Source organism: Nocardioides sp., from assembly GCF_014360585.1.
Lineage (GTDB): Bacteria > Actinomycetota > Actinomycetes > Propionibacteriales > Nocardioidaceae > Nocardioides.
In genome coordinates this window covers 1-23,677 of record NZ_JACIXG010000043.1, presented here as the reverse complement: position 1 = coordinate 23,677, position 23,677 = coordinate 1, and the positions used below count along the sequence as shown (strand labels likewise).

Sequence of the window (23,677 nt, the reverse complement as noted above, 5' to 3'; positions counted from 1 at the left end):
ACCTCATCGAGACGAGACGAACCCGCTCTCGTACGCCGCGATGACCGCCTGCACGCGATCGCGGACGCCGAGCTTGGCCAGGATGTTGCCGACGTGGGTCCTGACGGTCTCGACTCCGAGATGGATCTCGTCGGCGATCTCGGCGTTGGAGAGGCCGCCGGCCAGGAGGCGTAGCACCTCGGCCTCCCGGTTGGTGAGCCGAGCGCCGTCGAGCCCGCCTCCACCGGGCGCGCCGACGGCAGTGACCAGGGAGCGGATGGCGCCCGGAAACAGCAGCGAGTCACCCTCGTGGACGGTCCGGACGGCGTTGACGAAGTCCTGGGCCGACGCCCGCTTGAGCAGGAAGCCACGCGCCCCCGCCCGCAGGGCGTCGTACACGTAGTCGTCGTTCTCGAACGTGGTCACCACGACCACGGCGGGCGGCCGGTCGAGCTCGACGATGAGTCGGGTCGCGGCGATCCCGTCGACTCTCGGCATCCGCACGTCCATGAGCACCACGTCCGGGCGGAGACTGCGGACCAGCGCGTGCGCGGCCGCTCCGTCGTCGGCTTCTCCCACGACCGTGATGTCGGACGCGGACTCGAGGATCGCGCGGAGGCCGCTGCGTACCAGCGGCTCGTCGTCGACCAGAACGACGGTGATCACGAGTCGCCCCTCCGGGCCGTCAGCGGGATCCTGACGTCGAGACGGAACTCTCCGTCGACGACAGAGTGCTCCGCGGAACCGTCCAGCATGGCCACGCGTTCGGTGATCCCCGCCAGCCCCCGGCCTTGTTTCGACCGGGCGCGCGCAGGAGTGTTGGACAACCTGATGGCGAGCTCTTCCGATCCCGCCGAGACGGTGAGCGCGGCGGTGCGGTCCGTCGAGTGCTTCATCGCGTTGGTCAGCCCCTCCTGGATGATCCGATAGGCCTCACGGCTGATGACCGCCGGCAACGTGGTCAGGTCGCCGTCGGTGGTCGCACTGACGTCGAGCCCGGCCGCCCGGACAGAGGTGATGAGCGGCTCGAGCGCGCGCAGGTCCGGTGCCGGCGTACGGTCGGAACGTCCGTTCTCGCGCAACAGGCCCAAGGCGTGGTCGAGGTCGTCGGCAGCGGAACGTGACGCCTGTTCGATGGCCCCCAGAGCATTGACGGCGAAGTCGCGGTCCCGGTCGATGACGAGCGCAGCCGCGCTTGCCTGGACGGTGATCAGCGACAGGGCGTGCCCGATGCTGTCGTGGATCTCGCGGGCCAGCCGGTTGCGCTCCGCCAGACGCGCCGTCTCCGACTCCAGCCGGGCGATCCGCTCGTCGTACGACGGTCCGAGCAGGCCCGGTGCGACCAGCCCCAGCGCGTAGCCCAGGCCCGAGGCCAGGACGAAGGCGGTCACGATAGCGATAAGGCCGAGCGCTCCGAAGCCTGCGCCGATCGCCCCGGCGACGAGAACCACAATGACGGCGCCGGACAGCAGGTGCAGCACGAACCACACCAGCGTGCGCCGACGATCCGGCCAGGTGTGCGCTGGCCCCGGCAGGCCCCCTGGGAAGTCCGTCTCGAGCAGTGTCTGGGCAGCGGTCGCCTCGATCTGGCGAACCCCGGGGATGAGGCCGAGACAGGCGATGGAGACGGCCGGGATCAGCGTGGCGAGGACGACCGTGATGGCCAGCGGGACCTCGTTGCTCTGGGTGATCAGGACGACGACGGTGAAGTCGAGGATCATGAAGGCCAGCGCCACGCCGGCGCCGAGCAGCACGAAGACCATCCGCAGATAGGTCACCGCCGAGGTCAGCATGCAGCCATCCTTTCAACAAGCCACACCCCGGCAGATCACCCGCGCGGGGGAGGCGGTCCACCTACGAGGGTGATCTGGCCCGACGGGGTTGGCCAAGACGCTGGATCCATGACATCGACACCAACGCCAACACCGCCCCGTACGTCCGAAGCGGCCACAGCAGCGCCGCGAACCTCCGCTGTCGAGATCGCCACCGCGCTCTGGAGCGTCCTAGCCGTCGTCGTCGGCGCATGGATCCTCGTCGAGCCCAGCTGGTATCCGCTCGGCAGCAACGATCCGAGTGCCGGGTTCTCCCTGCTCGCAGACGTGCCGACCCGAGCTGTCGGCCTGATCGCCGTGATGCTGGGGGTGGTGGGTATCGGCGCCGCCCTGACGATGTCGGCCCGGCTCCCCTCCGCGCGGATGGGGTACGGCCTCGTCGCCATCGGCGCCCTCGAGACCCTGGTCTTCACCGCGATCGTGCCCGACATCCGCCTGCTCATCCTGATGGGCTACGTGTGTGCGCTTGCCGGCCCGGTGCTCGTGTTCGGCATCCTGATCGCCGGCGCCCGGGGGAATCGTCGCAACCTGGTCGTCATCACCGTTGCCGCGGCAGCCATCGCGACCGGCCTGGTCGTCTTCGGTGCCAACGCGGACTCCTTCAGCCACATGACCGACGAGCTGGCCGGCGGCTTCGCCGAGGCAGGGCCCGCCATGCTGTTCGTCGGGGGCGCCTTCATCGGCGGCGCGCTGTGGCTTGCCAGCACGGTGCGCCACCTCCGTCGGCTGCGTGAGCAGTGCGTGGGCTGCGGCCATCCGGCGCGCGGCCTCGCCGGCAACGTGGCCACCTGGGGTCGCTGGGTCACGATCGGTGCCGCGCTGTGTCCGCTGCCCTATGTCCTGCTCCGGATGACCTGGATGACGCCGTGGCCGGTGTCGATGGAGGCGGCCGTGCTCGAAGCCGACCCCGGGCTGCGGGTCTTCGGGTTGAGCCTCGGGTTCGCCGCGCTCGCGGGAAGTGTTCTGACGCTCGGCCTCATCAGCCGCTGGGGCGAGGTCTTCCCCCGCTGGATCCCTGTGCTGCGCGGTCGCAGCGTGCCGGCGGGGCCTGCTGCTGCCGCGGCGCTCGTCGTGGCAGGGGCCATCACGCTGGCAGGACGTTCGGTCCTTCAGCCCGTTGCCGCGGGTGATGGCGGCATCGCCGTGCTGGGCGACGTAACGCTGCTGCTCGTTCCCTTCCCGATCTGGGGGCCGCTGCTCGGCGCGGCGGCGATCGCCTACTTCCTTCGTCGACGCACCCAGTGCCGGCGATGCGCTGATTCCTGACAGCGCGCCCGCCTGGTCCACAGATCGCGTCTGATCTGGACCAGGTGGGCGAATTGTCGTGGCGGAGCAAGCAGTTGACGTAGCACTCTGATCGCATGTTCCCTTCGGCAGGCGCAGGCCACCGCCTGGTCGCAGATCCCCCCGCGCCGCTGGCCACCGACGACTTCTTCCTCGCGCCGCTCCAGCCGGACCTGCTCGATCTGGACACCGAGGCCTACCTGGCCAGCCCCGACGTGATCCGCGACCACAGCTACGGCAGGTGGCCGGTGGCGGGATTCCGCAGCGACGACAACCTGCCGCTGGTGATCCGGCACTGGTCCGACCACCAGGCCAGACGCGCCTTCACCTACCTCTTCCTGGACCCCGCGGGCACCTCCTCGCTCGGCTGCCTCTACGTACAGCCCCTGTTCCCCTACCTCGAGGCGATGGGCGCCGACGCCCAGACGCTGTTGAGGTACGCAGGGGGAGCAACGGCCCGGGTGAGCTACTGGCTCCGCCAGGACCGGGAGCCCGGGCTCACCGAGTCGGTCTCCGAGCGGCTCGACGAGTGGCTGCGTACGCAATGGCCGTTGGACGCCTATCTCTACCGGGTCGCGCCCGCGGAGGAGCGCACCGTGCACGCCCTCGACCGGCTGCCCCTGGACCGCGTCGACATCGACCTTCCCGCCGAGCGCTACAACTATCTGTGGTGGGCCGCGATGTTCGCATCGTGAGTTAGTGGGACTCGTGTCTGGCTTCCGAGACGCCGGTCACATACTCTCGGTACATGAGCGCATCGAACCCGACCCCTTCCGGCGGCCCGATCGTCGAGGGCCCGCTCGATCCCGAGCACGACGCCACGGCGTCCCTGGCCCTCGAGCCTGACTACGTCGCCCGCCTGACCGAGCGCGTCGTGGCGACCACCGGGGAGACCCGCGAGGTCATCAGCCCGCTCAATGGGGCGCCGCTGGCGCACATCCCGCAGTCGAGCGATGACGACGTCGCCGCGGCCTTCGCCAAGGCGCGGATCGCGCAGGAGAAGTGGGCCGCGACCCCGGTCGCGGAGCGCGAGCGCATCCTGATCAAGCTTCACGACCTCGTCCTCGACCGGCAGGACGAGATCCTCGACCTGATCGTGCTGGAGTCGGGCAAGGCCCGCAAGCACGCTTTCGACGAGCCGCTGCACATCGCGCTGACCGCCCGCTACTACGGGCGCAAGAGCAGCAAGATCCTCGACACCGAGCGCAAGCTCGGCGTCATCCCGGTGCTCACCCGGGTCGACCTCAACCACGTCCCCAAGGGCGTCGTCGGCATCATCAGCCCGTGGAACTACCCGTTCACGATGGCGCTGTGCGACGGCATCGCCGCGATCGCCGCCGGCAACGCGGTGGTCATCAAGCCCGACTCGCAGACCATGCTGAGCGCGCTCCTCGGCGCCGAGCTGCTGGCCGAGGCGGGGCTCCCGGAGAACCTGTGGACCGTCGTGGCCGGCCCGGGCTCGAAGGTCGGCACCAGCATCATCCAGCGCGCCGACTACGTCTGCTTCACCGGCTCGACCAACACCGGCAAGATCGTCGCCAAGCAGGCCGCCGAGCGGCTGATCGGCGCCAGCCTGGAGCTCGGCGGGAAGAACCCGATGCTGGTGCTCCGCGACGCCGACATCGAGAAGGCGGCAGAGGGCGCCACCCGTGCGGTCTTCTCCAACTCCGGCCAGCTGTGCGTGAGCGTCGAGCGGCTCTTCGTCGACGACAAGGTCTACGACCGGTTCGTGGAGCGCTTCGTCGCGCGCACCCAGGCGATGACCCTCGGCGCCACCCTCGGGTGGGAGAACGACATGGGCACCATGATCTCGCAGGCCCAAGTCGACACTGCCACCGCTCACGTCGAGGACGCCGTCTCCAAGGGCGCCCGCGTGCTCGCCGGCGGCAAGGCCCGCCCCGACCTGGCGCCGTTCTTCTTCGAGCCGACCATCCTCGAGGGCGTCACCCCGGAGATGACCTGCTTCGGCAACGAGACCTTCGGCCCGGTCGTCTCCCTCTACCGCTTCCACAGCGAGGAGGAGGCGATCGAGCGCGCCAACGACGGCGAGTACGGCCTCAACGGCTCGATCTACAGCCGCGACACCGCCCGCGCCCGGCGCATCGCCCGCCAGATCAAGTGCGGCACGATCAACATCAACGAGGCGTTCGGCGCCACCTTCGCGAGCATCGACGCCCCGATGGGCGGCATGCGCGAGTCCGGCCAGGGCCGTCGTCAGGGCGTCGAGGGCATCCTGCGCTACACCGAGACCCAGTCGGTCGCCTCCCAGGCGATCCTCCGCTTCGCCCCGCAGTTCGGGATGAGCGACCAGGCCTACGCCAAGTTCATGACCGCATCGCTGCGGGTGCTGAAGTCGCTGGGCCGGGCATGAGCGGGAGTCACTACGACGTACTCGTCATCGGGTCGGGCTTCGGCGGCTCGGTCAGCGCGCTGCGCCTGACCGAGAAGGGCTATTCCGTCGGGGTGATCGAGGCCGGTCGCCGGTTCAGCGACGACGAGTTGCCCAACACCTCCTTCGACCTGCGCAAATACCTCTGGGCGCCGGCGATCGGCTGCTACGGGATCCAGCGCATCGACATGGTCAAGGACGCCGTGATCATGGCCGGCGCCGGGGTCGGCGGCGGCTCGCTGGTCTACGCCAACACCCTCTACGAGCCCCTCGACCCGTTCTACGAGGACCCTTCCTGGAGTCACATCACCGACTGGAAGGACGAGCTCGCTCCCTACTACGAGCAGGCCAAGCGGATGCTCGGCGTCACCCTCTACCCGCACCTGACCCCGGCCGACGAGGTCATGCAGAAGGTCGCGGCCGAGGCCGGACGCGGTGACACCTTCCACAAGGCCCCCGTCGGCGTCTTCTTCGGCGGGCCGAGCCACGTGCCCGGGCAGGAGGTGCCCGACCCCTACTTCGGCGGGGAGGGCCCCGACCGGCGTGCGTGCACCAACTGCGGCGAGTGCATGACCGGCTGCCGCCACAACGCGAAGAACACCCTGGTCAAGAACTACCTCTACCTGGCCGAGAAGAACGGCGCCGAGGTGCACCCGATGACCACGGTGACCCGCGTCTACCCGGCCAAGACCGGAAGCGGGTACGTCGTCGAGACCCGCTCCACGAAGGCCAAGCTGGGCATCGGTCGAACGAAGCGGTTCACCGCCGACCAGGTGATCTTCTCGGCGGCCTCGCTCGGCACCCAGAAGCTGCTCCACAAGCTCAAGCGCACCGGCGATCTCTCGCAGATCTCCGACCGTCTCGGCGAGCTGACCCGGACCAACTCCGAGTCGATCCTCGGCGCGATCGCTCCGGACACGGACATCGACTACAGCGAGGGCGTGGCGATCACCTCCTCGTGGCACCCCGACGAGCACACCCACATCGAGCCGGTCCGCTACGGCCACGGCAGCAACGCGATCGCGGCGATGCAGACGGTGCTCACCGAGGGTGGTCCCCGACGGTTCCGCCGGTGGCTCAAGGAGATGTGGCTGCAGCGGCGGTCGCTGCGTACGTTCTACGACTTCAAGCACTGGTCCGAGCGCACCGTCATCGCGCTGGTCATGCAGGCGCTGGACAACTCGATCACGACGTTCCCGAAGCGGACGATCTTCGGGTGGCGGATGTCGTCGAAGCAGGGCCACGGCAAGCCCAACCCGACCTGGATCCCCGCCGGCCTGGACGCCGTGCGGAAGATGGCCGGGGTGATGAGCTCGGGCGAGAAGCCGGGCTATGCCGGTGGCACCATCGGGGAGCCATTCAACAAGCCGATGACCGCCCACTTCATCGGCGGCTGCACCATCGGCGACTCGGCGGCCACCGGTGTGATCGACCCCTACCAGCGGCTCTACGGCCACGACGGACTGCACGTCGTGGACGGCTCCGCGATCTCCGCCAACCTTGGCGTGAACCCGTCGCTGACGATCACCGCGCAGGCCGAGCGGGCGATGTCGTTCTGGCCCAACAAGGACCAGGCCGACCCGCGCCCGGCTCTGGGTGCCGGCTACGCGCGGATCCAGCCGGTCCGGCCGGTCACGCCCGCCGTGCCGGCGACGGCACCGGCTGCTCTCCAGCTGCCCATTGTTGAGGTTCGGTGACTGAGCTGTTGCGATGGTGACACGGACCGTAGCGCCGGAATTTTCTGACAGGAAGTTTCTGATTGGCCCGTAACCACGGTTTAGAGAGTTCGTTGGAGTGATCAGACCCGGGATTGCTCCCTCCCTAATACATGCCGGGTCTTACGTCCGGGCCTTTCTTGTCTCGGGCAATCAGGGCCCGGCCACCTCCCTCCCCGGCCGGGCCCTGGTGCGTTTTGCTGCGGTCGCGGCGCCCGGTCGCTAGGCTCCTGCGGGTGCTGGAGGGCTTTTGGGCGGGCGAGCGACGCAACCAGGAGTATGACCGGAGGGGCACCCGTGCCCGGGTCCTCTGGATCCTCGCGCTCGTCGTGCTCGTGGTCATCGTGGTCGAGATCGTCGGGCAACCGGTGTCGCGGATGCTGATGGATCGACGCATCGAGGAGATGGTCCACGGCCAGGCGGTCGACCAGGGGCTCAGGGATCCGCGTGTCCTCGAGATCCGCCATGAAGGCCTCGGGCGGTTCGGGCACTGCGACCACACCGTCCACGACAACGACGAAGGCCTTGCGTTGGTCTGGTGGTCGGGCGTGACCGATGACGGTGATCGAGAGGTCCACCTCGACACGGTTTCCACCGAGGGGCGGTGGCCGCTCGCGACGTGGCAGACGCGCACCTCCCATCGTGATGTGCTCGAGAGGATGCCGGAGTACGCCGACCCGGACGCAGAGATCGGACTCTGCTGAGCAGGGCCGTACGGAAACGCCTGGCCGGGCGGTCACGCTGGCCCCGCGGCGTACGGGCTCACGCCGAGTCGGCGTATCGCCAAGACCCTCGTTAGGATTCGTCCATGACGCAGGCTCCTGGGGCGGAAGAGCACGATCTGGTTCTCGTGGTGGACTTCGGCGCGCAGTATGCGCAGCTGATCGCCCGCCGAGTGCGTGAGGCGCGGGTCTACTCCGAGATCGTGCCGCACTCGATGCCGGTCGCCGACATGCTCGCCAAGAACCCGAAGGCGATCATCCTCTCCGGCGGCCCCTCGAGCGTGTACGCCGACGAAGCCCCTGGGATCGACAACAGCCTGTTCACCGCGGGCACCCCGGTCTTCGGGATGTGCTACGGCTTCCAGCTGATGGCGCAGGGCCTGGGTGGGACGGTCGACGACAACGGCGCGCGGGAGTACGGACGCACCCCGGTCACCGTCGGTGTCCCCGGCACGCTCCTCAAGGACATCCCGCCGGCCCACAACGTGTGGATGTCGCACGGCGACTCCGTCTCCGAGGCGCCCGAGGGCTTCACGGTGCTCGCGAGCACCGCCGACACTCCGGTGGCGGCCTTCGAGAACGTCGAGAAGCAGCTGGCCGGCGTCCAGTGGCACCCGGAGGTGCTCCACTCCGAGCACGGCCAGAAGGTTCTCGAGCACTTCCTGTGGGAGATCGCCGGCGCGCGACCCACCTGGACCATCGGCAACATCGCCGAGGAGCAGATCGAGCGGGTCCGCGAGCAGATCGGCGACCACCGCGCGATCTGCGCGCTCTCCGGCGGCGTCGACTCTGCTGTCGCCGCAGCCATCGTCGCCCGAGCCATCGGCGACCGACTGACCTGCGTCTACGTCGACCACGGCCTGATGCGCAAGAACGAGTCGGTCGCGATCGAGAAGGCCTTCCGGGACTCGACCGGCGCCGAGCTGAAGATCGTCGACGCCGAGAAGGAGTTCCTCGACGCGCTCGCCGGGGTCACCGACCCGGAGGAGAAGCGCAAGATCATCGGGCGCGAGTTCATCCGCTGCTTCGAGCGCGCCGAGGTCGAGATCCTCGGCGACAGTGACGAGAAGGTCGCCTTCCTCGTCCAGGGCACGCTCTACCCGGACGTCGTCGAGTCCGGCGGCGGCGCCGGCACCTCCAACATCAAGTCCCACCACAACGTCGGCGGGCTCCCCGAGGACCTCGAGTTCGAGCTGGTCGAGCCGCTGCGTGAGCTCTTCAAGGACGAGGTGCGCGCCGTCGGCTCCCAGCTCGGCCTGCCCGACGAGATCGTCCAGCGCCAGCCCTTCCCGGGCCCCGGCCTGGGCATCCGCATCATCGGCGAGGTCACCAAGGAGCGCCTCGACATCCTCCGCGAGGCCGACGCCATCGCCCGCGAGGAGATGACGAAGGCCGGCCTCGACCGCGACATCTGGCAGATGCCGGTCGTGCTCCTCGCTGACGTCCGCTCGGTCGGCGTCCAGGGCGACGGTCGCACCTACGGCCACCCGGTCGTGCTCCGACCGGTCACCTCCGAGGACGCGATGACCGCCGACTGGGCCCGGCTGCCCTACGACGTCATGGAGCGCATCTCCACCCGGATCACCAACGAGGTGAGCGAGATCAACCGGGTCACCGTCGACATCACCTCGAAGCCGCCGGGCACCATCGAGTGGGAATGATTCGGTAGCAGGTCTCGGCCGTGGACAATGTCGTCCATGACTGAGCCGGACCTCGCCCAGCGACTCCTCGACGCACATGTCGCCCACGAGCTGGCGGCACTGCGCGGCGTACGCTTCCTCGATCTCGTCACCGGCGAGATCGACTTCGCGCTGCGCGCTGCCAGCGACCTGACCCTCGACCAGGTGATGCACCGCGACCTGATCAAGGAGGTCGCGCTGAAGTACGTCAGCACCTTCCGGTTGCCGGGCGCGATCCCGGAGGTCGCCGGTGCGATCGCGACCCGGTTGAAGGCCCATCCCGCAAACGAGACGCCGCTGGGTGAGGTGGTGAGCAGGCCGCGGGTCGCGGAGCTGGTCGAGGCCCTCGTCGAGATGCGTACGCTGCGCCAGCAGATCCTGCGCAGCCTGGCCGACAACTCCGGGATCCAGGCCGGCGTCGGCACCCTGGTGCGCGGCAGCGCGAAGGGCGCCGTCGACACCGGCCGCAGGCTCGCCGACAACCTTCCGGGCGGCTCCCTCGGCTTCTCGATCGCCGAACGCGTCGCCGGTCGGATGGCGAACACGGTGAAGGGCACCCCGGTCGGGGCGGCCGTCGACCAGAGCGCCCGCGAGCTCGCGGAGCGCGGCACCGGAGCGCTGCTCGGCTACCTCACCGACACCGCCGCGAGCTCGGTCACCGACGAGGAGGTGCACGACGCTCTGCTGGAGGTCTGGGACGCGCTCTCGACCCGCCCGGTGCGTGAGCTCGCCGACCTGATCGACGACGAGCAGCTGGTCGCGGTCTTCGTCGGTCTCTACCAGGTCTGGCTCGACGTCCGGGACTCCGATTATCTGCAGGCCCTGGTCGACACGGGTGTCGACTTCTTCTTCGACACCTATGGGAGCTTCACCCTCGACCGGCTCCTCGAGGAGTGGGGCCTGGACCGCGACGACCTCGTCGAGGAGGCCCTCCGCTTCGGTCCGCCGGTCATCGAGGCGCTCGCCGAGGCGGGTGTTCTCGAGCAGCTGGTCCGCCGCCGGCTGTCGAGCTTCTACGACTCTCCGGAGGCTCAGACCCTCCTGACGTGAGGCCGTGTGTCCTGCCGCCCGGATGGGTACCGGAACCGCTGCACAGTAGATCAGGCAGGAGGCACGACATGGCCGAGACGATCGTCGACGACAGGCTCTGGGAGAACTTCCACCGCGCGGTGAACATGACCTCGCGGGACCTGCGGCAGTGGCTCGCGGTGCAGGGTGCGGGGGAGACGACCGAGACCGAACCGGACCGTGCGGGTAGCGAGCTCGGTCACCGGGTGGCCGACATCCTGGGCAAGCGCCGCTCTGATGTCACCCCCGACGACGTCGACGTCATGCAGCGGGTCGTCGACAAGGTCACCGACCTGCGCGGCGGAGACACCGGCCAGTGGGAGCCGACCGCGGGTGACGCACAGTGGCGGCGCCGGCTGATGAACGTCGGTCACGACCCGCTCGTCCCGTGAGCGTCGCGTGAGCGCCGCGGAGTGGGTGCCGGAGTCGCCGACGCTCGCCGATCTGCGCAGCGCCGTCCAGGAGTGCCGCGGCTGCGAGCTCTACCGCGACGCCACCCAGGGCGTGATGGGGGAGGGCCCTACGCCGGCTCCGCTGATGCTTCTCGGTGAGCAGCCCGGCGACCGGGAGGACCGCGAGGGCGAGCCGTTCGTCGGTCCGGCGGGCGGCATCCTCCACGAGGCGCTGGCTGAGGCCGGGATCGAGCCGGAGGCGACGTACACGACGAATGTCGTCAAGCACTTCCGCCATCGGCTCTCGGGCAAGCGCCGCATCCACCAGTCGCCCACCAGCAAGCAGGTCGGCGCCTGCGCGCCGTGGCTGGCGGCGGAGCTGGATCTGGTACGCCCCGCCGGGGTGGTCCTGCTCGGCGGCACCGCCGGCAAGGCGCTGTACGGCTCGTCGTTCCGCGTCGGCGAATCACGTGGCCACCTCATCGACTGGCCCGAGGCCATCGCCACGCCGACCCTCGACCCGTGGGTCCTCGCCACGACCCACCCCTCCGCCGTCCTCCGCGCGGAGGACGAGAGGCAGGCGACGTACGACGGTCTGGTCGCCGATCTGAAGGTCGCTGCGGCCGCGCTGAAGAAAAAGACGAAGAAGTGACGGAGGCGATGTCGAGATCCCTGGTGCACGCTCGACGCGTGGGTAAGAGCAACACCACCCACCTCTGAGGAGATCGAGATGAGCACCAACGCACAACGAGCCGGCTGGGTCATCACCGTGCTGGTCACCCTGTTTCTTGCCTTCGACATCGTCATCCACCTGCTCCGCGTCGAGTCCGTCATGGACTTCAACGACAAGATCGGGGCACCGGGCTGGTTCCCGGTCGTCTGTGGCGCCGTCCTCGGCCTGTCGCTGATCGCCTACCACTTCCCGGCCGCCCGGGCGATGGGGACGATCCTGATCACCGCCTACCTGGGCGGTGCGGTCACCGTGAACCTGGTCTTCGAGCAGCCGGCCTTCAACACCGTCTTCGCGATCGCCACCGCCGTCCTCGTCTGGGCCGGCGCCTGGCCGCGCGACGAGCGACTGCGCGGTCTGATCACCGCGTGATCTGGCGTGACATGGAGGCGGTGGTACGCCGCCACCGACTCGCAGCAGCAGAGCGCGAGGCGACCGAGAATGTCGGTGGTCCGGATTACTGTTCCTGTGCGTGAGATGGAGCTACCCGACGATGACGGACGGCACGAGTGTGCCGTTCCGTCCGTCGGAGCGCCCACAGATCTCAGCATGGATGCGCGCACACATCCTCGAGCGGCACCAAGCGACTTCTGAGTCTGAACGGGAGTGGCCGAAGAAGTCGAAGTTTCCCGCGGAATGGAGCGCAGATCAGATCATCGCTGCGGTAGATCTGGCGCTTGCCGACCCGGACCGCTCGCCGATGCGTCTCGGCGACAAGATTCGCTTCGAGCGGGTCGTCGACGGTCAACTCGTCCGGGTGCAGGTGCGGAGCGACAAGGAACCGCCCGAGATCTGGAACGCCTATCCGGTGGACAGCGAGGGCTAGCATGGTAGTCATGAACATCGAGGACTTCGCCTATGGCGTGCTGATGGAGGCGTTGCCGTCCATCCCCGCCGATGTGCTCGAAGTCATTGCGGACGACATCGACGCAGGTGAATACCTGACGTCCTTGATCGAGCTGATCGAGCGAGCGCCGGAGACCGTATCTGTAGCGGTCGTCGATGCCTTGGAAGGCCATCTCGAGACCCTTCCTGAAGGACCTCACCGCCGGGTCGGCGCCGATGCGGTGGCTCGACTCCGGCACCTCAAGACCGCCTGACGTTCCGGCGATCGCCCATGCCTAGTGGCGGAGGCGAGTGAAGGCGCCGAGGACAGTGCGCTCAGAGAGCACGAGGTAGTCCTGTAGCTCGGTGGCAGCTGCGGGTCCGCCCTGCTCGAGGAAGGTCTCGAGCAGGGCACGGTTGCGGGTGACGAACGGAGCGTGCAGGGCCTCGGGGTTGTCGATCTCGAGGAACGCGAGCCTCAGCTCGGCGGCGATGTCGCGGAACAGGCGCTCCAGCCGCGGGCTGTCGGCGAGGGCGACGATGGCGTCGTGGAAGGCCATGTTGGCGGTGCCGAGCGTGCGCCAGTCGCGCGCCTCGAGGCTGGTCTCGCCCTGCTCCACCGCTGCGCGCATCGCCGAAACCGCGGGGTGGAGCGGGGAGCCCGCGGCCAGTGCGGCAGGCTCGACGTAGCGCCGGGCCCGATAGATGTCGACGACGTCGGCCACGGTGGGCGAGGCGACCGAGACACCGCGGTTGGGTACGTGCTCGACCAGTCCCTGCTCGGACAGGACACGGAACGCTTCACGAAGCGTGTTGCGCGAGACCCCGAGCTTCTCGGCGAGGGAGATCTCCGACAACCGGGTGCCGGGTGCGAACTCGCCGTCGATGATCCGTCGGCGCAGGACGTTCGTCAGGGTGTCGTCGACGTCGGTCATGTCCGCATCCTAGGGGAATCGCATCCGTGAACAATCGAAACATCATTTTAACGATCGCCGCTATTATTGTTGAACAACTTGTGCCATCTTGTACTACACATCGAAATGTGGTGTCAGCCACATAGCCCGCTGATGGCAGGAGTCCCCCATGCCCGAGACAACCAGCGCCGAGCGCGCGAAGAGTTTCGCCAGTTCCCGCAGAGGCCCGATCCTCGGCGCCATCTTCCTGATGGCCACCTCGGCCATCGGCCCCGGTTTCATCACCCAGACCGCGACCTTCACCGCGCAGCTCGGCGCGGCGTTCGCCTTCGCGATCCTCGTCTCGATCCTGATCGACTTCGCGCTGCAGATGAACGTCTGGCGCCTGATCACAGTCTCCGGCAAGCGCGCCGGCGACCTGGCGAACGAAGCGTTGCCGTTCTCCGGGCACCTTCTCGCGACGCTGATCGTGATCGGCGGACTGGCGTTCAACATCGGCAACATCGCGGGGGCGGGTCTCGGCCTGAACGCGCTGCTGGGCCTCGAGCCGAAGGTCGGCGGACTGCTCTCGGCCCTGCTCGCGATCGGGATCTTCCTCTACAAGCGAGCCGGTCGGGCCGTGGACATCGTCGTGCTCGTGCTCGGGACGACGATGATCGCGCTCACGCTCTTCGTCGCGTTCGCGTCACAGCCTCCTGTCGGCGACGCGCTGCGCCAGACCTTCGTCCCCGACACGCTCAACTTCGCGACGATCACCACCATCGTCGGCGGCACCGTCGGTGGCTACATCACCTACGCGGGCGCCCACCGCTACCTCGACTCGGGCAAGGTCGGCCCCGAGCACGTGCCGGCCGTGCACCGCGCCTCGATGAGCGGCATCCTCGTCACGGGGATCATGCGCTACGTACTGTTCCTCGCGATCCTCGGCGTCGTGGCCTCCGGTGTCACCCTCGACCTCTCGAGCCAGGCCGCCAACCCGGCCGGACAGGCGTTCGGGGCCGTGCTCGGCGACGCGGGCATCCGCATCTTCGGCGCGATCTTCTGGGCCGCCGCGATCACCTCGGTCATCGGTGCCGCCTACACCTCGGCCACCTTCATCTCGACCTTCTCGAAGAAGCTGGGAGCGGGGTGGCCGCTGCAGATCGCGACGGTCGCCTTCATCCTGGTCTCCCTCGTCCTCTACCTGCTGATCGGCGCTGCGCCCGCGGCTATCCTGGTCTTCGTCGGCGGCTTCAACGGCCTGATCCTGCCCATCGGCATGACGATCTTCATGTACATCGGCTGGTTCCGTCAGCGTGACGTCCTGAACGGCTACCACTACCCGCGGTGGCTGCTGGTCGTGGGCACGCTCGCGACCCTGCTCACCTGGTACATGGGCATCGTCTCGGTGCGCCCGATCTTCGCCTTCATCGGTATTGGAGTGTGAGCACTGTGACAACGAACCCTGCGGCAACCATCGACCTGAACTCCGACCTCGGCGAGAACGCGCCCGACCGGGTGGTCGGCGACGACGCGGCCATGCTCGCGATCGTCTCGAGCGCCAACGTCGCCTGCGGCTTCCACGCCGGCACCCCGGAAGGGATCCGTACGACGCTCGCCGATGCCGTCGCCAACGGCGTCACGATCGGGGCGCACCCCGGCTACCGCGACTACGAGGGCTTCGGCCGTCGCAACATGGACATCGACTCGGCGACCCTGCAGGCACACGTCGAGTACCAGCTCGGCGCCCTGCTGGGCCTCACCTCGGCGGTCGGCGGCTCCGTCCGCTACGTGAAGCCGCACGGCGCCCTCTACAACACGATCGCCCGCGACGAGCGGCAGGCGCGGGACGTCGTCGCCGCGGTCAAGGCCATCGACCCGTCCCTCGTGCTGCTCGGGCTCGCGGGCGGCGTCGTGCTCGAGGTGGCCGAGAGCGCCGGGCTCGCCACGGCGGCCGAGGCTTTCGCGGACCGCGCCTACACACCCGGCGGCGAGCTGGTCTCGCGCGCCGAGCCCGGCGCGGTGCTGCACGACGCCGACGCCGTCGCGGCCCGCATGCTCCGGCTCGCCCGCGAGGGTGTGGTCGAGGCGATCGACGGCACCGACGTCGCCGTACGCGCCGACTCGATCTGCGTCCACGGTGACAGCCACGGCGCGATCCGGATGGCCGCGGCGACCCGGGCACTGCTCGAGGCCGAGGGCGTCGTGATCGCCCCGTTCGCCGGGCCCGCGGGACCGGCGGCATGACCGACGTACGGGATTCGGAGTATCTGGCGTGAGGCGTGTGCTCGACGCATCGGATCAGGCGCTGCTGGTCGAGGAGGACGACCTCGAGGGCGCGATGCGGCTGCACGCCGCGCTCGCGGCCGCGCCGCCGCTCGGCGTCGTCGAGCTGGTGCCGGCCGCCCGGACGGTGCTGGTCCGGTTCGATCCGACGCTGGTCGACGAGGCGACCCTCGCCAAGGAGCTGTCCCGCGTCGAACCCGTCCACGGCGGTCTGCCGACGGCGGGCTCGGTGACGATCGGCGTGCACTACGACGGGCAGGATCTCGACGAGGTCGCCGAGCTGCTGGGGGTCAGTGCCGAGCAGGTCGCCGCGCGTCACGCGGCCGCGACCTGGCGGGTGGCCTTCACCGGGTACGCACCGGGCTTCGGCTATCTCGTCGGCGACGACCCGCTGTTCGACGTGCCGCGACGCTCCTCGCCGCGCACCCGGATCCCCGCCGGCTCCGTCGGGCTGGCGGGAACGTTCTCGGGCGTCTACCCCCGCGAGAGCCCTGGCGGCTGGCAGCTGATCGGGCGTGCGGACGCGCCGATGTGGGACCTGCACCGGGACCCGCCGGCGCTGCTCGCGCCGGGGATGACCGTGCGGTTCGAGCGGCTCGAGCGGGATTCGGTCTCGCTGGCCGGCGCCGGAACCGACCGTGTTGGTCTCGACACCGCTCGCTTCGCTCGCGGGCTCGACCAGCAGTTCGCTGGTCGAGCCGACGGAGCCGCTAGGCGGAGTCGTGTCGAGACCGACACAGCCGCCTTCGCGGTCGAGGTCGTACGCCCCGGCCTGCAGCTGGTGCTGGAGGACCTCGGCCGCCCCGGCCATGCCGCGCTCGGCGTCTCCGCGTCGGGCACAGCAGACCGCCGCGCCCTGCGGGCCGCGAACCGCGCCGTGGGCAACGCTCCTGGAACGGCAGGTTTCGAGCTCGCCGGCGGTGGCGCGGTCCTGCGCTTCACCGGCCCCGCGGTCGTGGCGGTCGCGGGCGCGCCCGCCGAGACGACGATCGTACGCAGCGACGGCCCGCCGCTCCCGGTCGAGCACGGCGCCCCCACCGCGCTCGAGGACGGCGAGGAGCTGCGCCTCGGCTCGGTGAGCATCGGCCTGCGGTCCGTGATCGCGGTCCGGGGCGGTCTCGATCTTCCGCCGGCGCTCGGCAGCCTCTCGAGCGACACGCTCGCGGGCCTCGGCCCCGGTGACCTCGGCGGCCGGCCGCTGCGCGCGGGGGACGTCGTGCCGCTGCACGGCCCCGCGGCCGCGCCCCATGCGGTGGATCCGGACCCCGCTCCCGCCGAGCTGCTGCCCGCTCCCGGCGACACGGTCGAGCTGCGGATCGTGCTCGGCCCGCGCGAGAACTGGTTCACCCCGGCCGGCGTACGCACTCTCGTCGAGCAGGAATGGACCGTCACGCCGCGCTCGGACCGCGTGGGCGTACGTCTCGAAGGCGCCGACCCGCTCGAACGGGACGTCGCCGGCGAGCTGCCGAGCGAGGGGGCGGTGACCGGCGCGATCCAGGTGCCGCCCGACGGACAGCCCGTGCTGTTCCTTCCGGACCACCCGCTCACCGGCGGCTATCCGATCATCGGCGCGGTCGTCGACCGCGACCTGGACCTGGCCGGGCAGCTGCCGCCCGGGGTCCGTATCCGCTTCCGTCCGGTCGCGCCAACTGTGCCGATTGTGCCCATTGGGTCGACCGCCGAGATCCGAGGAGACTGACATGCGCAGGGTGCTCATCGCCAACAGGGGAGAGATCGCCGTCCGCGTCGTGCGGGCGGTCGCCGAGGCCGGCCTCGTGTCGGTCGCCGTATATGCCGACCAGGACGCCGACGCGCTGCACGTGCGGCTTGCCGACGAGGCCTACGTGCTCGGCGGGTCCACCGCCGCCGAGTCCTACCTCAGCATCGAGTGGTTGATGGCCGCGGCGCAGGCGTCCGGAGCCGATGCGGTGCATCCCGGCTACGGGTTCCTGTCGGAGAGCGCCGAGTTCGCGCGCGCCGTCGAGGCCGCCGGGCTGATCTGGATCGGGCCGAGTCCTGAGAGCATCGACAGCCTCGGCGACAAGATCACCGCGCGCAGGATCGCGCAGAGCGTGGGTGCTCCGCTGGTGGCCGGCACCGACCGGCCGCTGCAGTCGGCCGACGAAGCGGTCGCGTTCGCGCGCGAGCACGGGCTTCCCATCGCGATCAAGGCCGCCTTCGGCGGTGGTGGGCGCGGGCTGAAGGTCGCCCGCGAGCTCGACGACGTCGCCGATGCCTTCGACTCCGCCTCGCGTGAGGCGCAGGCCGCGTTCGGTCGGGGCGAGTGCTTCGTGGAGCGGTTCCTGGAGCGTCCCCGGCACATCGAGGCGCAGGTGCTCGGCGACGGCACCGGCAACGTCGTGGTCGTCGGCGACCGGGACTGCTCGCTGCAGCGCCGCAACCAGAAGCTCGTCGAGGAGGCACCCGCGCCGGGGCTGACCGACGAGCAGCGCCGCCGCATCCACGAGGCCGCGCGCGACATCTGTGCGGCGGTCTCCTACCGCGGAGCCGGGACCGTCGAGTTCCTGATGGGCGAGGACGGCGTGATCTCGTTCCTCGAGGTGAACACCCGCCTGCAGGTCGAGCACCCGATCACCGAGGCGGTGACCGGCGTCGACCTCGTCGCCGAGCAGCTGCGGATCGCCGCCGGCGAGGGCCTCTCCTTCTCGGAGACGCCGGAGCCGAAAGGTCATGCGATCGAGCTGCGGATCAACGCAGAGGACCCGGGCCGCGGCTTCCTGCCGAGCCCAGGCATCGTGACGAGCCTGCGCGTCCCCGCCGGGCCCGGGGTGCGCTGGGACGCCGGGATCGAGGCGGGCGACACCGTGCAGAGCGCCTTCGACTCGCTGATCGCCAAGCTGATCGTGCACGCGCCCGACCGGGACACCGCCGTCGTACGGGCGCGCCGCGCGCTCAGCGAGCTGTCGGTCGAAGGAGTCGCGACCGTCGTACCTTTCGCTCGGGTGCTGCTCGACGATCCGGCCTTCTCGACCGCCGGGTTCGCGGTGCACACGCAGTGGATCGAGACCACGCTGATGCCGCGGCTCGAGACCCAGCGCCGCCCCGAGCCGGCGCCAGCGCAGCCACTGCGGCGGGTGCCGATCGAGATCGACGGTCGCCGGGTGATGCTGGGGCTGCCCGAGGACCTCCTGCGGGGGATCGCCGCGGGCCGTACGTCGACGGCCGATGCCGCCCCGGCGACCGCCGTCGCCGACCCGGCCGTCATCGAGGCTCCCGTGCCCGGCGCCCTGGTCGACTGGCTCGTCCCGGACGGCGAGCAGGTCTCCGAGGGCCAGGACATCGCGGTCATCGACGCCATGAAGATGGAGACCCGTGTCGCCGCACACCGTGCGGGCGTGCTCTCCCGCGGCACCGACGTGGGCGCGACGGTCGCGATCGGTGACGTGCTCGGGAAGATCGAGCCGTCCTAGGAGTCGACTACGGGGCCGTGTGCTCGAGGATCGCCGGGATGGCCACTTCCCAGGTGTAGGGAGGCGGCGGCTCGTGGCCGACACCGTCGAGGACGAGGAGCGTCGCGTCGGGGATGCCGCGGGCGAGGATCTCGCCGTGACCGATCGGGAACAGCGGGTCGCGGGTGCCGTGGATGACCAGCGTCGGGGCGGCGATGTCGGCCAAGGTCGCCTCGATCGGCTCGCCGTCGCTCATCGCCTGATGGTTGGCGAAGCCCGGCCGCATGTCCGGTGTGCGGCGTACGACCCGCTCGACGACCGCCCGCATCCGGGCTTCGTCGTAGCCCTCGGGGACGAACGCACGCTGGTCCTCGACCAGCATCGACACCAGAGCTTCGTGGTCGTCGGGATCCGGGACCGTGCTCTCGGCGGCCTTCGCGAAGAAGTCGGCCATCTCCTCGCCGATGGGCGGCAGGTCGGGTACGCCGTCGAAGGCAGGTGAGGTCTCGTTGAGGATCAGTGTCTCCACCCGGTCCGGATAGAGCACCGCCGCACACTGGGCCAGCGCCCCGCCCATCGAGATGCCGAAGATGTGGCCCTTGTCGAGGCCGAAGGCATCGAGCAGAGCCGGGATGTCCGCGATCATGTCGCGCCCGGTGTAGCCCGGCTCTCCCGGCGGCCAGGTCGTGGAGCGGCCGGTGTCGCGATGGTCGTAGCGGATCACGAACCTTCGGCCAGTAGCCAGCGCCTGGCAGAAGTCGTCCTCCCAGTAGTCCATCGAGGCGCTCATCCCACCGACGAGCAGGATCGGCGGGTCCCCAGGACTCCCGAACGTCTCGACGCACAGCTCGATCCCGTTGACCGCCAGTGTCAGTTCACCCATGCCGACCAGCAAACGGGCGGGGTCGAGCCGCGTCAAGCGGTTAAGGCGTGGCGTACGTGTCGATCTCGGCGCGCAGCCGGGCCTTGAGGTCGTCGGGAGCGTAGGAGACGTCGACCGCGGCACGGGCGAGGTCGGCGACGCCGGCGGTGTCGAGGCCGAGGAGGTCGGCCGCGATCTCGTACTCCTGGTTGAGCGTGGTCGCGAACATCGGCGGGTCGTCGGAGTTGATCGTGACCGGCACGCCCGCATCGACGAACGTCTTCAGCGGGTGCTCCTCGAGCGACGCGACGGCACCCGTGGCCACGTTGGAGGACGGGCAGACCTCGAGGGGGATCCGGTGCTCGGCGAGGTGGGCGAGCAGCTCGGGGTCCTGGGCGGCCGAGGTGCCGTGGCCGATCCGCTCCGCCTTCAGGACGGTCAGGGCGTCCCAGATGGTCTGTGGTCCGGTGGACTCGCCGGCGTGCGGCAGCGAGCGGAGCCCGGCAGCGCGGGCGGCGTCGAAGTGCCTCTCGAACTGCGGCCGCGGAACCCCGATCTCGGGCCCGCCGAGACCGAAGCCGATGAGCGCCTCGGGGCCGTGGTCGGCGGCGTACGCCAGGGTCGCATCCGCCGCCGGCATCCCCGCCTCGCCCGGGATGTCGTAGATCCAGCGCAGCGTGATCCCGAAGTCGCGCTCGGCGCTGACCCGGGCGTCCTCGAGCGCCTCGGTGTAGGCCTCGATCGCCATCCCGGTGTGTCCGGTGCCCGGCTCTCGAACCGCCAGGTCGGGGCGGACGGAGGTGTAGGGGGTGCAGGTCAGCTCGGCGTAACGGACCTGCTGGGTCTGGGCCAGGTCCCGCGCGATCTCGTAGGTCAGGTAGCGGATGTCCTCCGGCGTACGCACCAGGTCGACGACCGAGAGGTAGACCTCGACGAAGTGCGCGAAGTCGCTGAAGGTGAAGTACTCCCGCAGCAGCTCGACATCGGCCGGCACGGTCCCCGGGTGCCGCGCGGCCAGCTCCGCCACGATCCGCGGCGACGCCGACCCGACGTGGTGGACGTGCAGCTCGGCCTTGGGCAGTCCTGCGATGAACGTCTTCAGATCACTCACGGCCCCGATCCTCACACGCACCCTGCCGCTCCCGCGACTCAGTTTCGCTCAGAGACCCATCAGGCGATGTCGCCGACGAAGCGGGGGCGGGGTTCGGTTGACGGAGTGATATCGGCGAGCCAGGACTCGACGGTCGTCGCGACGGTCTCGACCGTCTCGGGCGGGATCTGCTGACCGGGGGTGAACTCGAAGACCAGTCGTACGTCGAGGCCGGCGAGCCGCCGGGTCTCGGCGAGCGCGAGGGTGGTGCCGGGCAGGATGACCGTCTCGTACTCGTCCTTCTGTGCCGAGAACGCCGAGATCTCACGGGCGGTGGTCGTGTAGATGGCGTAGATCGTCCCGCTGCCCGCGACCAGATCCGGACGTCGCGTGGTCGCGGTGAAGCCGGTGGTCACCGTCACCTGGCCGTCGTGGGCGAATCCCGCGTCGGCCGGGCAACCGCGGAACACGACTCCCTGGAACGGTGGAAGCTTCTCCAGTGTCTTGAGGAATGCGTCGGGGTTCACAGGTGCTCCTGCTTCCAAGCCGCGCGCACCCACCACTCGGCGGCGTCCGGACCGGGCTCGGGTATCTCGGCGGAGTCCTCGACCGGCCAGAGGATCATCGGTACGTACTCCTTCCTGCTGTCGTCAGGATCTTCAAAGCGGCGGATGCCCTCGGCAGCACGCAATGCATGCAGTCCGATGCCGGCGATGAACGCAACCGGAATCATGGCGTTCTCGCCTACCAACTTTCGGCTGCCGAGCACGCGGCCATCGCGTACGTCGTGGCCGTTGCGTATACGCACCCAGGCGCGCTTGAGCAGTGGGGAAGCCCAGTTTGTCTGGGGCCAGTCCGCATTGACCTGCTTCTTGACGTTGCTGGCCTCAAACGGTTCGTCGTTGTCTGTCATCGTGCCCTTATCCGCGTCGGATGGCGTCGTATTGCGTCGACATCAACGTCGTCGGCGTCCCGGAAAGATCAAACTGGTGTGCCGCGGTTCCAGCCTGGCTTCTGAATGAGTAGAGCGTCATGCTTGCGCCTGCGGCAGTCTTCGATGAAGGACACGGCCGTGCTGGGGGCGGCAAGGTACGTGTCGTACTGCTCCTTGGTGAGCTCGTAGTACTCCTCGTAGTCAACGACGCCATTGCTAACGGGGATGGACGCATAGAAGCGTCCTGTCTCCTCTTCGATCCCTAGCGAGAACCTGTCTTCCCGCGAGAAGTAGCTATCCGTGAACTTCATGCTCGTCCGTCCTATCTACTCGACCGGTGTGACTCTATAGCCGCCTGGCGCGATATCCCCGCAGTCGATGACAGCCTCCGACAATCCCGTTGGCAGTTTGCCCCCTGGCAGCCACTGGTCATTCGCTCCTGCCTCGTTACCCGAGGGCATACGGAGGCCATGGTCACGGGCATCTGGAATGTCGACCCGTACGACACCGTTTTCGAAGAAGCCCTCTGGGAGGCCCAGTGCTTCTTCCATTGCTCGAGGGTCACCGCCCGTCTTTTCAAACAGTGCGTCGACCTCCGCCTTAGGCATCACATATGACGTACCGTCCCGCTGCGCGATCCCGTACTTGTCCAGGTTGGTCTCCGTCATGAACCTGGTTGCGCCGTCATCGAACTTTCCAAGGTGCTGCTCGATGTACTCGGGCGGAAGGTACGTAGACGGGTCGGGGCGATCGCCCTTCTCGATCTCCAGAATTTCGTCACGTTGGGCATCCGTAAGAGGAGAGTCGCCCGTCGCGCCATCGCCGACGTCGTCGAGCTTGCCGAGATCGTCGAGGTCGTCGATGGCGTTGTCGAGCTTGCCGACGTCACCGAGGCCGTCGAGGTTGTCGAGGCCCTTGAGGCCGGAGGACATGTCGCCGAGCGCATCGAGCGCGTCGGCACCGCCCTTGATGCCACGTGTGGCGACAGTTCCGGTCCCTCCAGTCAGCACACCAGCGACGATGTCCGGGACGAGGTGGCCGATCGCTCGGGCGGGATCGTCGGCCCAGGTGTCCCAGTCGAGCAGACCCTTGCCGAGCTGCTTGCCGAACTCGAGCGGATCGGACTTGAGCGCCTGCCACAGCGCCTCGGCGTCCTCGAGCATCATCGACTTCTGGGCGGCGATCTCCTCGGGGGTGAGGTCACCTGACGCCAGCTCGATGATGTCGTGGAGGATCGAGACGTTGTAGATCATCTTGCCGATGTCCCAGATTGCCTCGCCGGCGCCCTCGAAGATGCCGCCGACGAAGGCGAGCCCGGACTCGAACCAGTTGCGTTTCTCGGGCGCGTCCTTGCAACCGACGCGCACCTCCCGGGCACAGCGACCGGCGGCGACCTTCAGGTCGCTCTTGGCGGTCTCGAACATCTCCAGCGCACCGGAGCGGATCTCGGCGCCGGGGTCGGAGAAGGAGTCCTTCGTGTAGGGGTACGTCATCCCGCCGGCCAGAGCGTCCGAGCGAGCCTGGTCGAAACGGGCCGAGTAGTCGGCGTAGTCGGCCTTGGCCTGGGTGGTGACGCCCTCGCCACGC

The 23,677-nt window shown here is 69.2% G+C and carries 25 protein-coding genes; 16 read left to right on the top strand and 9 right to left on the bottom strand.

Annotated features, from left to right (window positions below):
* Nucleotides 1-3: 3 nt before the first annotated feature.
* Nucleotides 4-645, bottom strand: coding sequence for a response regulator transcription factor (locus tag H5T77_RS15190; RefSeq protein ID WP_292650602.1), 642 nt, complete (start codon nucleotides 643-645; stop codon nucleotides 4-6).
* Nucleotides 642-1,772 (bottom strand): sensor histidine kinase, encoded by a 1,131-nt coding sequence (locus H5T77_RS15185; RefSeq protein ID WP_292650600.1) that lies wholly within the window; start codon nucleotides 1,770-1,772, stop codon nucleotides 642-644. The genes H5T77_RS15190 and H5T77_RS15185 overlap by 4 nt, the downstream gene beginning before the upstream one ends.
* Before the next feature lie 108 nt (nucleotides 1,773-1,880).
* Here H5T77_RS15185 and H5T77_RS15180 point away from each other — a divergent pair, with 108 nt between their 5' ends.
* The 12 genes from H5T77_RS15180 (at nucleotide 1,881) to H5T77_RS15125 (ending at nucleotide 12,890) form a co-directional block, all read left to right on the top strand.
* The gene (locus tag H5T77_RS15180; RefSeq protein WP_292650599.1) at nucleotides 1,881-3,077 is read left to right on the top strand and encodes a hypothetical protein; all 1,197 of its coding nucleotides are present in this window, start codon (nucleotides 1,881-1,883) and stop codon (nucleotides 3,075-3,077) included.
* A 95-nt stretch (nucleotides 3,078-3,172) separates the two neighbouring features.
* Nucleotides 3,173-3,790, top strand: a complete 618-nt coding sequence (locus H5T77_RS15175) for a hypothetical protein (RefSeq protein ID WP_292650598.1) — start codon at nucleotides 3,173-3,175, stop codon at nucleotides 3,788-3,790.
* A gap of 53 nt (nucleotides 3,791-3,843) precedes the next feature.
* Nucleotides 3,844-5,466, top strand: a complete 1,623-nt coding sequence (locus tag H5T77_RS15170) for a succinic semialdehyde dehydrogenase (protein WP_292650597.1) — start codon at nucleotides 3,844-3,846, stop codon at nucleotides 5,464-5,466.
* Nucleotides 5,463-7,181 carry a GMC oxidoreductase gene (locus tag H5T77_RS15165; protein WP_292650595.1) on the top strand — a complete coding sequence of 573 codons (1,719 nt, stop codon included), beginning with the start codon at nucleotides 5,463-5,465 and terminating at the stop codon, nucleotides 7,179-7,181. The genes H5T77_RS15170 and H5T77_RS15165 overlap by 4 nt, the downstream gene beginning before the upstream one ends.
* 254 nt (nucleotides 7,182-7,435) lie before the next feature.
* Nucleotides 7,436-7,903 carry a hypothetical protein gene (locus H5T77_RS15160; RefSeq protein WP_292650593.1) on the top strand — a complete coding sequence of 156 codons (468 nt, stop codon included), beginning with the start codon at nucleotides 7,436-7,438 and terminating at the stop codon, nucleotides 7,901-7,903.
* A gap of 104 nt (nucleotides 7,904-8,007) precedes the next feature.
* The gene (guaA, locus tag H5T77_RS15155; RefSeq protein WP_292650591.1) at nucleotides 8,008-9,582 is read left to right on the top strand and encodes a glutamine-hydrolyzing GMP synthase; all 1,575 of its coding nucleotides are present in this window, start codon (nucleotides 8,008-8,010) and stop codon (nucleotides 9,580-9,582) included.
* Nucleotides 9,583-9,618: 36 nt separating this feature from the next.
* Nucleotides 9,619-10,650: a hypothetical protein gene (locus H5T77_RS15150; RefSeq protein WP_292650589.1), complete on the top strand. Its 1,032-nt coding sequence runs from the start codon at nucleotides 9,619-9,621 to the stop codon at nucleotides 10,648-10,650.
* Nucleotides 10,651-10,718: 68 nt separating this feature from the next.
* Nucleotides 10,719-11,060 (top strand): DUF3140 domain-containing protein, encoded by a 342-nt coding sequence (locus H5T77_RS15145; RefSeq protein WP_292650587.1) that lies wholly within the window; start codon nucleotides 10,719-10,721, stop codon nucleotides 11,058-11,060.
* Between the two features lie 7 nt (nucleotides 11,061-11,067).
* Nucleotides 11,068-11,712, top strand: a complete 645-nt coding sequence (locus H5T77_RS15140) for a UdgX family uracil-DNA binding protein (RefSeq protein ID WP_292650586.1) — start codon at nucleotides 11,068-11,070, stop codon at nucleotides 11,710-11,712.
* Nucleotides 11,713-11,790: 78 nt separating this feature from the next.
* Nucleotides 11,791-12,162 (top strand): DoxX family protein, encoded by a 372-nt coding sequence (locus H5T77_RS15135; protein ID WP_292650584.1) that lies wholly within the window; start codon nucleotides 11,791-11,793, stop codon nucleotides 12,160-12,162.
* A gap of 121 nt (nucleotides 12,163-12,283) precedes the next feature.
* A complete protein-coding gene (locus tag H5T77_RS15130; protein WP_292650582.1) occupies nucleotides 12,284-12,616 on the top strand; it encodes an EndoU domain-containing protein in 333 nt (110 codons plus the stop codon).
* A gap of 10 nt (nucleotides 12,617-12,626) precedes the next feature.
* Nucleotides 12,627-12,890, top strand: coding sequence for a hypothetical protein (locus H5T77_RS15125; protein ID WP_292650580.1), 264 nt, complete (start codon nucleotides 12,627-12,629; stop codon nucleotides 12,888-12,890).
* Between the two features lie 21 nt (nucleotides 12,891-12,911).
* On the opposite strand, the gene H5T77_RS15120 is transcribed toward H5T77_RS15125, so the two are convergent.
* Complete coding sequence (locus H5T77_RS15120) at nucleotides 12,912-13,550, bottom strand: GntR family transcriptional regulator (RefSeq protein WP_292650579.1); 639 nt, start codon at nucleotides 13,548-13,550, stop codon at nucleotides 12,912-12,914.
* A gap of 148 nt (nucleotides 13,551-13,698) precedes the next feature.
* Here H5T77_RS15120 and H5T77_RS15115 point away from each other — a divergent pair, with 148 nt between their 5' ends.
* The 4 genes from H5T77_RS15115 to H5T77_RS15100 are packed head-to-tail and all read left to right on the top strand — an operon-like array spanning nucleotide 13,699 to nucleotide 19,225.
* A complete protein-coding gene (locus H5T77_RS15115) occupies nucleotides 13,699-14,955 on the top strand; it encodes an NRAMP family divalent metal transporter (protein ID WP_292650577.1) in 1,257 nt (418 codons plus the stop codon).
* Nucleotides 14,956-14,960: 5 nt separating this feature from the next.
* The gene (locus H5T77_RS15110; protein WP_292650575.1) at nucleotides 14,961-15,755 is read left to right on the top strand and encodes a LamB/YcsF family protein; all 795 of its coding nucleotides are present in this window, start codon (nucleotides 14,961-14,963) and stop codon (nucleotides 15,753-15,755) included.
* A 37-nt stretch (nucleotides 15,756-15,792) separates the two neighbouring features.
* The gene (locus H5T77_RS15105; RefSeq protein WP_292650573.1) at nucleotides 15,793-17,493 is read left to right on the top strand and encodes a 5-oxoprolinase subunit B/C family protein; all 1,701 of its coding nucleotides are present in this window, start codon (nucleotides 15,793-15,795) and stop codon (nucleotides 17,491-17,493) included.
* Nucleotide 17,494: 1 nt separating this feature from the next.
* Nucleotides 17,495-19,225 carry an acetyl/propionyl/methylcrotonyl-CoA carboxylase subunit alpha gene (locus H5T77_RS15100; RefSeq protein WP_292650571.1) on the top strand — a complete coding sequence of 577 codons (1,731 nt, stop codon included), beginning with the start codon at nucleotides 17,495-17,497 and terminating at the stop codon, nucleotides 19,223-19,225.
* A gap of 7 nt (nucleotides 19,226-19,232) precedes the next feature.
* Here the strand turns inward: H5T77_RS15100 and H5T77_RS15095 are convergent, their stop codons facing one another.
* The 6 genes from H5T77_RS15095 to H5T77_RS15070 form a co-directional block, all read right to left on the bottom strand.
* Nucleotides 19,233-20,087, bottom strand: coding sequence for an alpha/beta fold hydrolase (locus H5T77_RS15095; protein ID WP_292650569.1), 855 nt, complete (start codon nucleotides 20,085-20,087; stop codon nucleotides 19,233-19,235).
* Between the two features lie 40 nt (nucleotides 20,088-20,127).
* Nucleotides 20,128-21,177 carry an adenosine deaminase gene (locus H5T77_RS15090; RefSeq protein WP_292650567.1) on the bottom strand — a complete coding sequence of 350 codons (1,050 nt, stop codon included), beginning with the start codon at nucleotides 21,175-21,177 and terminating at the stop codon, nucleotides 20,128-20,130.
* A gap of 59 nt (nucleotides 21,178-21,236) precedes the next feature.
* Complete coding sequence (locus H5T77_RS15085) at nucleotides 21,237-21,683, bottom strand: hypothetical protein (RefSeq protein WP_292650565.1); 447 nt, start codon at nucleotides 21,681-21,683, stop codon at nucleotides 21,237-21,239.
* A complete protein-coding gene (locus tag H5T77_RS15080; protein WP_292650564.1) occupies nucleotides 21,680-22,069 on the bottom strand; it encodes a hypothetical protein in 390 nt (129 codons plus the stop codon). The genes H5T77_RS15085 and H5T77_RS15080 overlap by 4 nt, the downstream gene beginning before the upstream one ends.
* Nucleotides 22,070-22,137: 68 nt before the next feature.
* Entirely contained in the window at nucleotides 22,138-22,401 is a 264-nt protein-coding gene (locus tag H5T77_RS15075; RefSeq protein WP_292650562.1) for a hypothetical protein, read from the bottom strand.
* A 15-nt stretch (nucleotides 22,402-22,416) separates the two neighbouring features.
* Nucleotides 22,417-23,677, bottom strand: a 1,261-nt coding sequence (locus tag H5T77_RS15070) for a hypothetical protein (protein ID WP_292650560.1), incomplete at its 5' end; no start/stop codon positions are given.

What these genes read in the sequence shown, in the direction of transcription:
- H5T77_RS15120 (WP_292650579.1), bottom strand. Translation starts at nt 13,550, where the DNA reads ATGACCGACGTCGACGACACCCTGACGAACGTCCTGCGCCGACGGATC.
- H5T77_RS15170 (WP_292650597.1), top strand. Translation starts at nt 3,844, where the DNA reads ATGAGCGCATCGAACCCGACCCCTTCCGGCGGCCCGATCGTCGAGGGC.
- H5T77_RS15135 (WP_292650584.1), top strand. Translation starts at nt 11,791, where the DNA reads ATGAGCACCAACGCACAACGAGCCGGCTGGGTCATCACCGTGCTGGTC.
- H5T77_RS15165 (WP_292650595.1), top strand. Translation starts at nt 5,463, where the DNA reads ATGAGCGGGAGTCACTACGACGTACTCGTCATCGGGTCGGGCTTCGGC.
- H5T77_RS15180 (WP_292650599.1), top strand. Translation starts at nt 1,881, where the DNA reads ATGACATCGACACCAACGCCAACACCGCCCCGTACGTCCGAAGCGGCC.
- H5T77_RS15095 (WP_292650569.1), bottom strand. Translation starts at nt 20,087, where the DNA reads ATGGGTGAACTGACACTGGCGGTCAACGGGATCGAGCTGTGCGTCGAG.
- H5T77_RS15100 (WP_292650571.1), top strand. Translation starts at nt 17,495, where the DNA reads ATGCGCAGGGTGCTCATCGCCAACAGGGGAGAGATCGCCGTCCGCGTC.
- guaA (WP_292650591.1), top strand. Translation starts at nt 8,008, where the DNA reads ATGACGCAGGCTCCTGGGGCGGAAGAGCACGATCTGGTTCTCGTGGTG.
- H5T77_RS15145 (WP_292650587.1), top strand. Translation starts at nt 10,719, where the DNA reads ATGGCCGAGACGATCGTCGACGACAGGCTCTGGGAGAACTTCCACCGC.
- H5T77_RS15130 (WP_292650582.1), top strand. Translation starts at nt 12,284, where the DNA reads ATGACGGACGGCACGAGTGTGCCGTTCCGTCCGTCGGAGCGCCCACAG.
- H5T77_RS15175 (WP_292650598.1), top strand. Translation starts at nt 3,173, where the DNA reads ATGTTCCCTTCGGCAGGCGCAGGCCACCGCCTGGTCGCAGATCCCCCC.
- H5T77_RS15125 (WP_292650580.1), top strand. Translation starts at nt 12,627, where the DNA reads ATGAACATCGAGGACTTCGCCTATGGCGTGCTGATGGAGGCGTTGCCG.
- H5T77_RS15185 (WP_292650600.1), bottom strand. Translation starts at nt 1,772, where the DNA reads ATGCTGACCTCGGCGGTGACCTATCTGCGGATGGTCTTCGTGCTGCTC.
- H5T77_RS15115 (WP_292650577.1), top strand. Translation starts at nt 13,699, where the DNA reads ATGCCCGAGACAACCAGCGCCGAGCGCGCGAAGAGTTTCGCCAGTTCC.
- H5T77_RS15075 (WP_292650562.1), bottom strand. Translation starts at nt 22,401, where the DNA reads ATGAAGTTCACGGATAGCTACTTCTCGCGGGAAGACAGGTTCTCGCTA.
- H5T77_RS15080 (WP_292650564.1), bottom strand. Translation starts at nt 22,069, where the DNA reads ATGACAGACAACGACGAACCGTTTGAGGCCAGCAACGTCAAGAAGCAG.
- H5T77_RS15150 (WP_292650589.1), top strand. Translation starts at nt 9,619, where the DNA reads ATGACTGAGCCGGACCTCGCCCAGCGACTCCTCGACGCACATGTCGCC.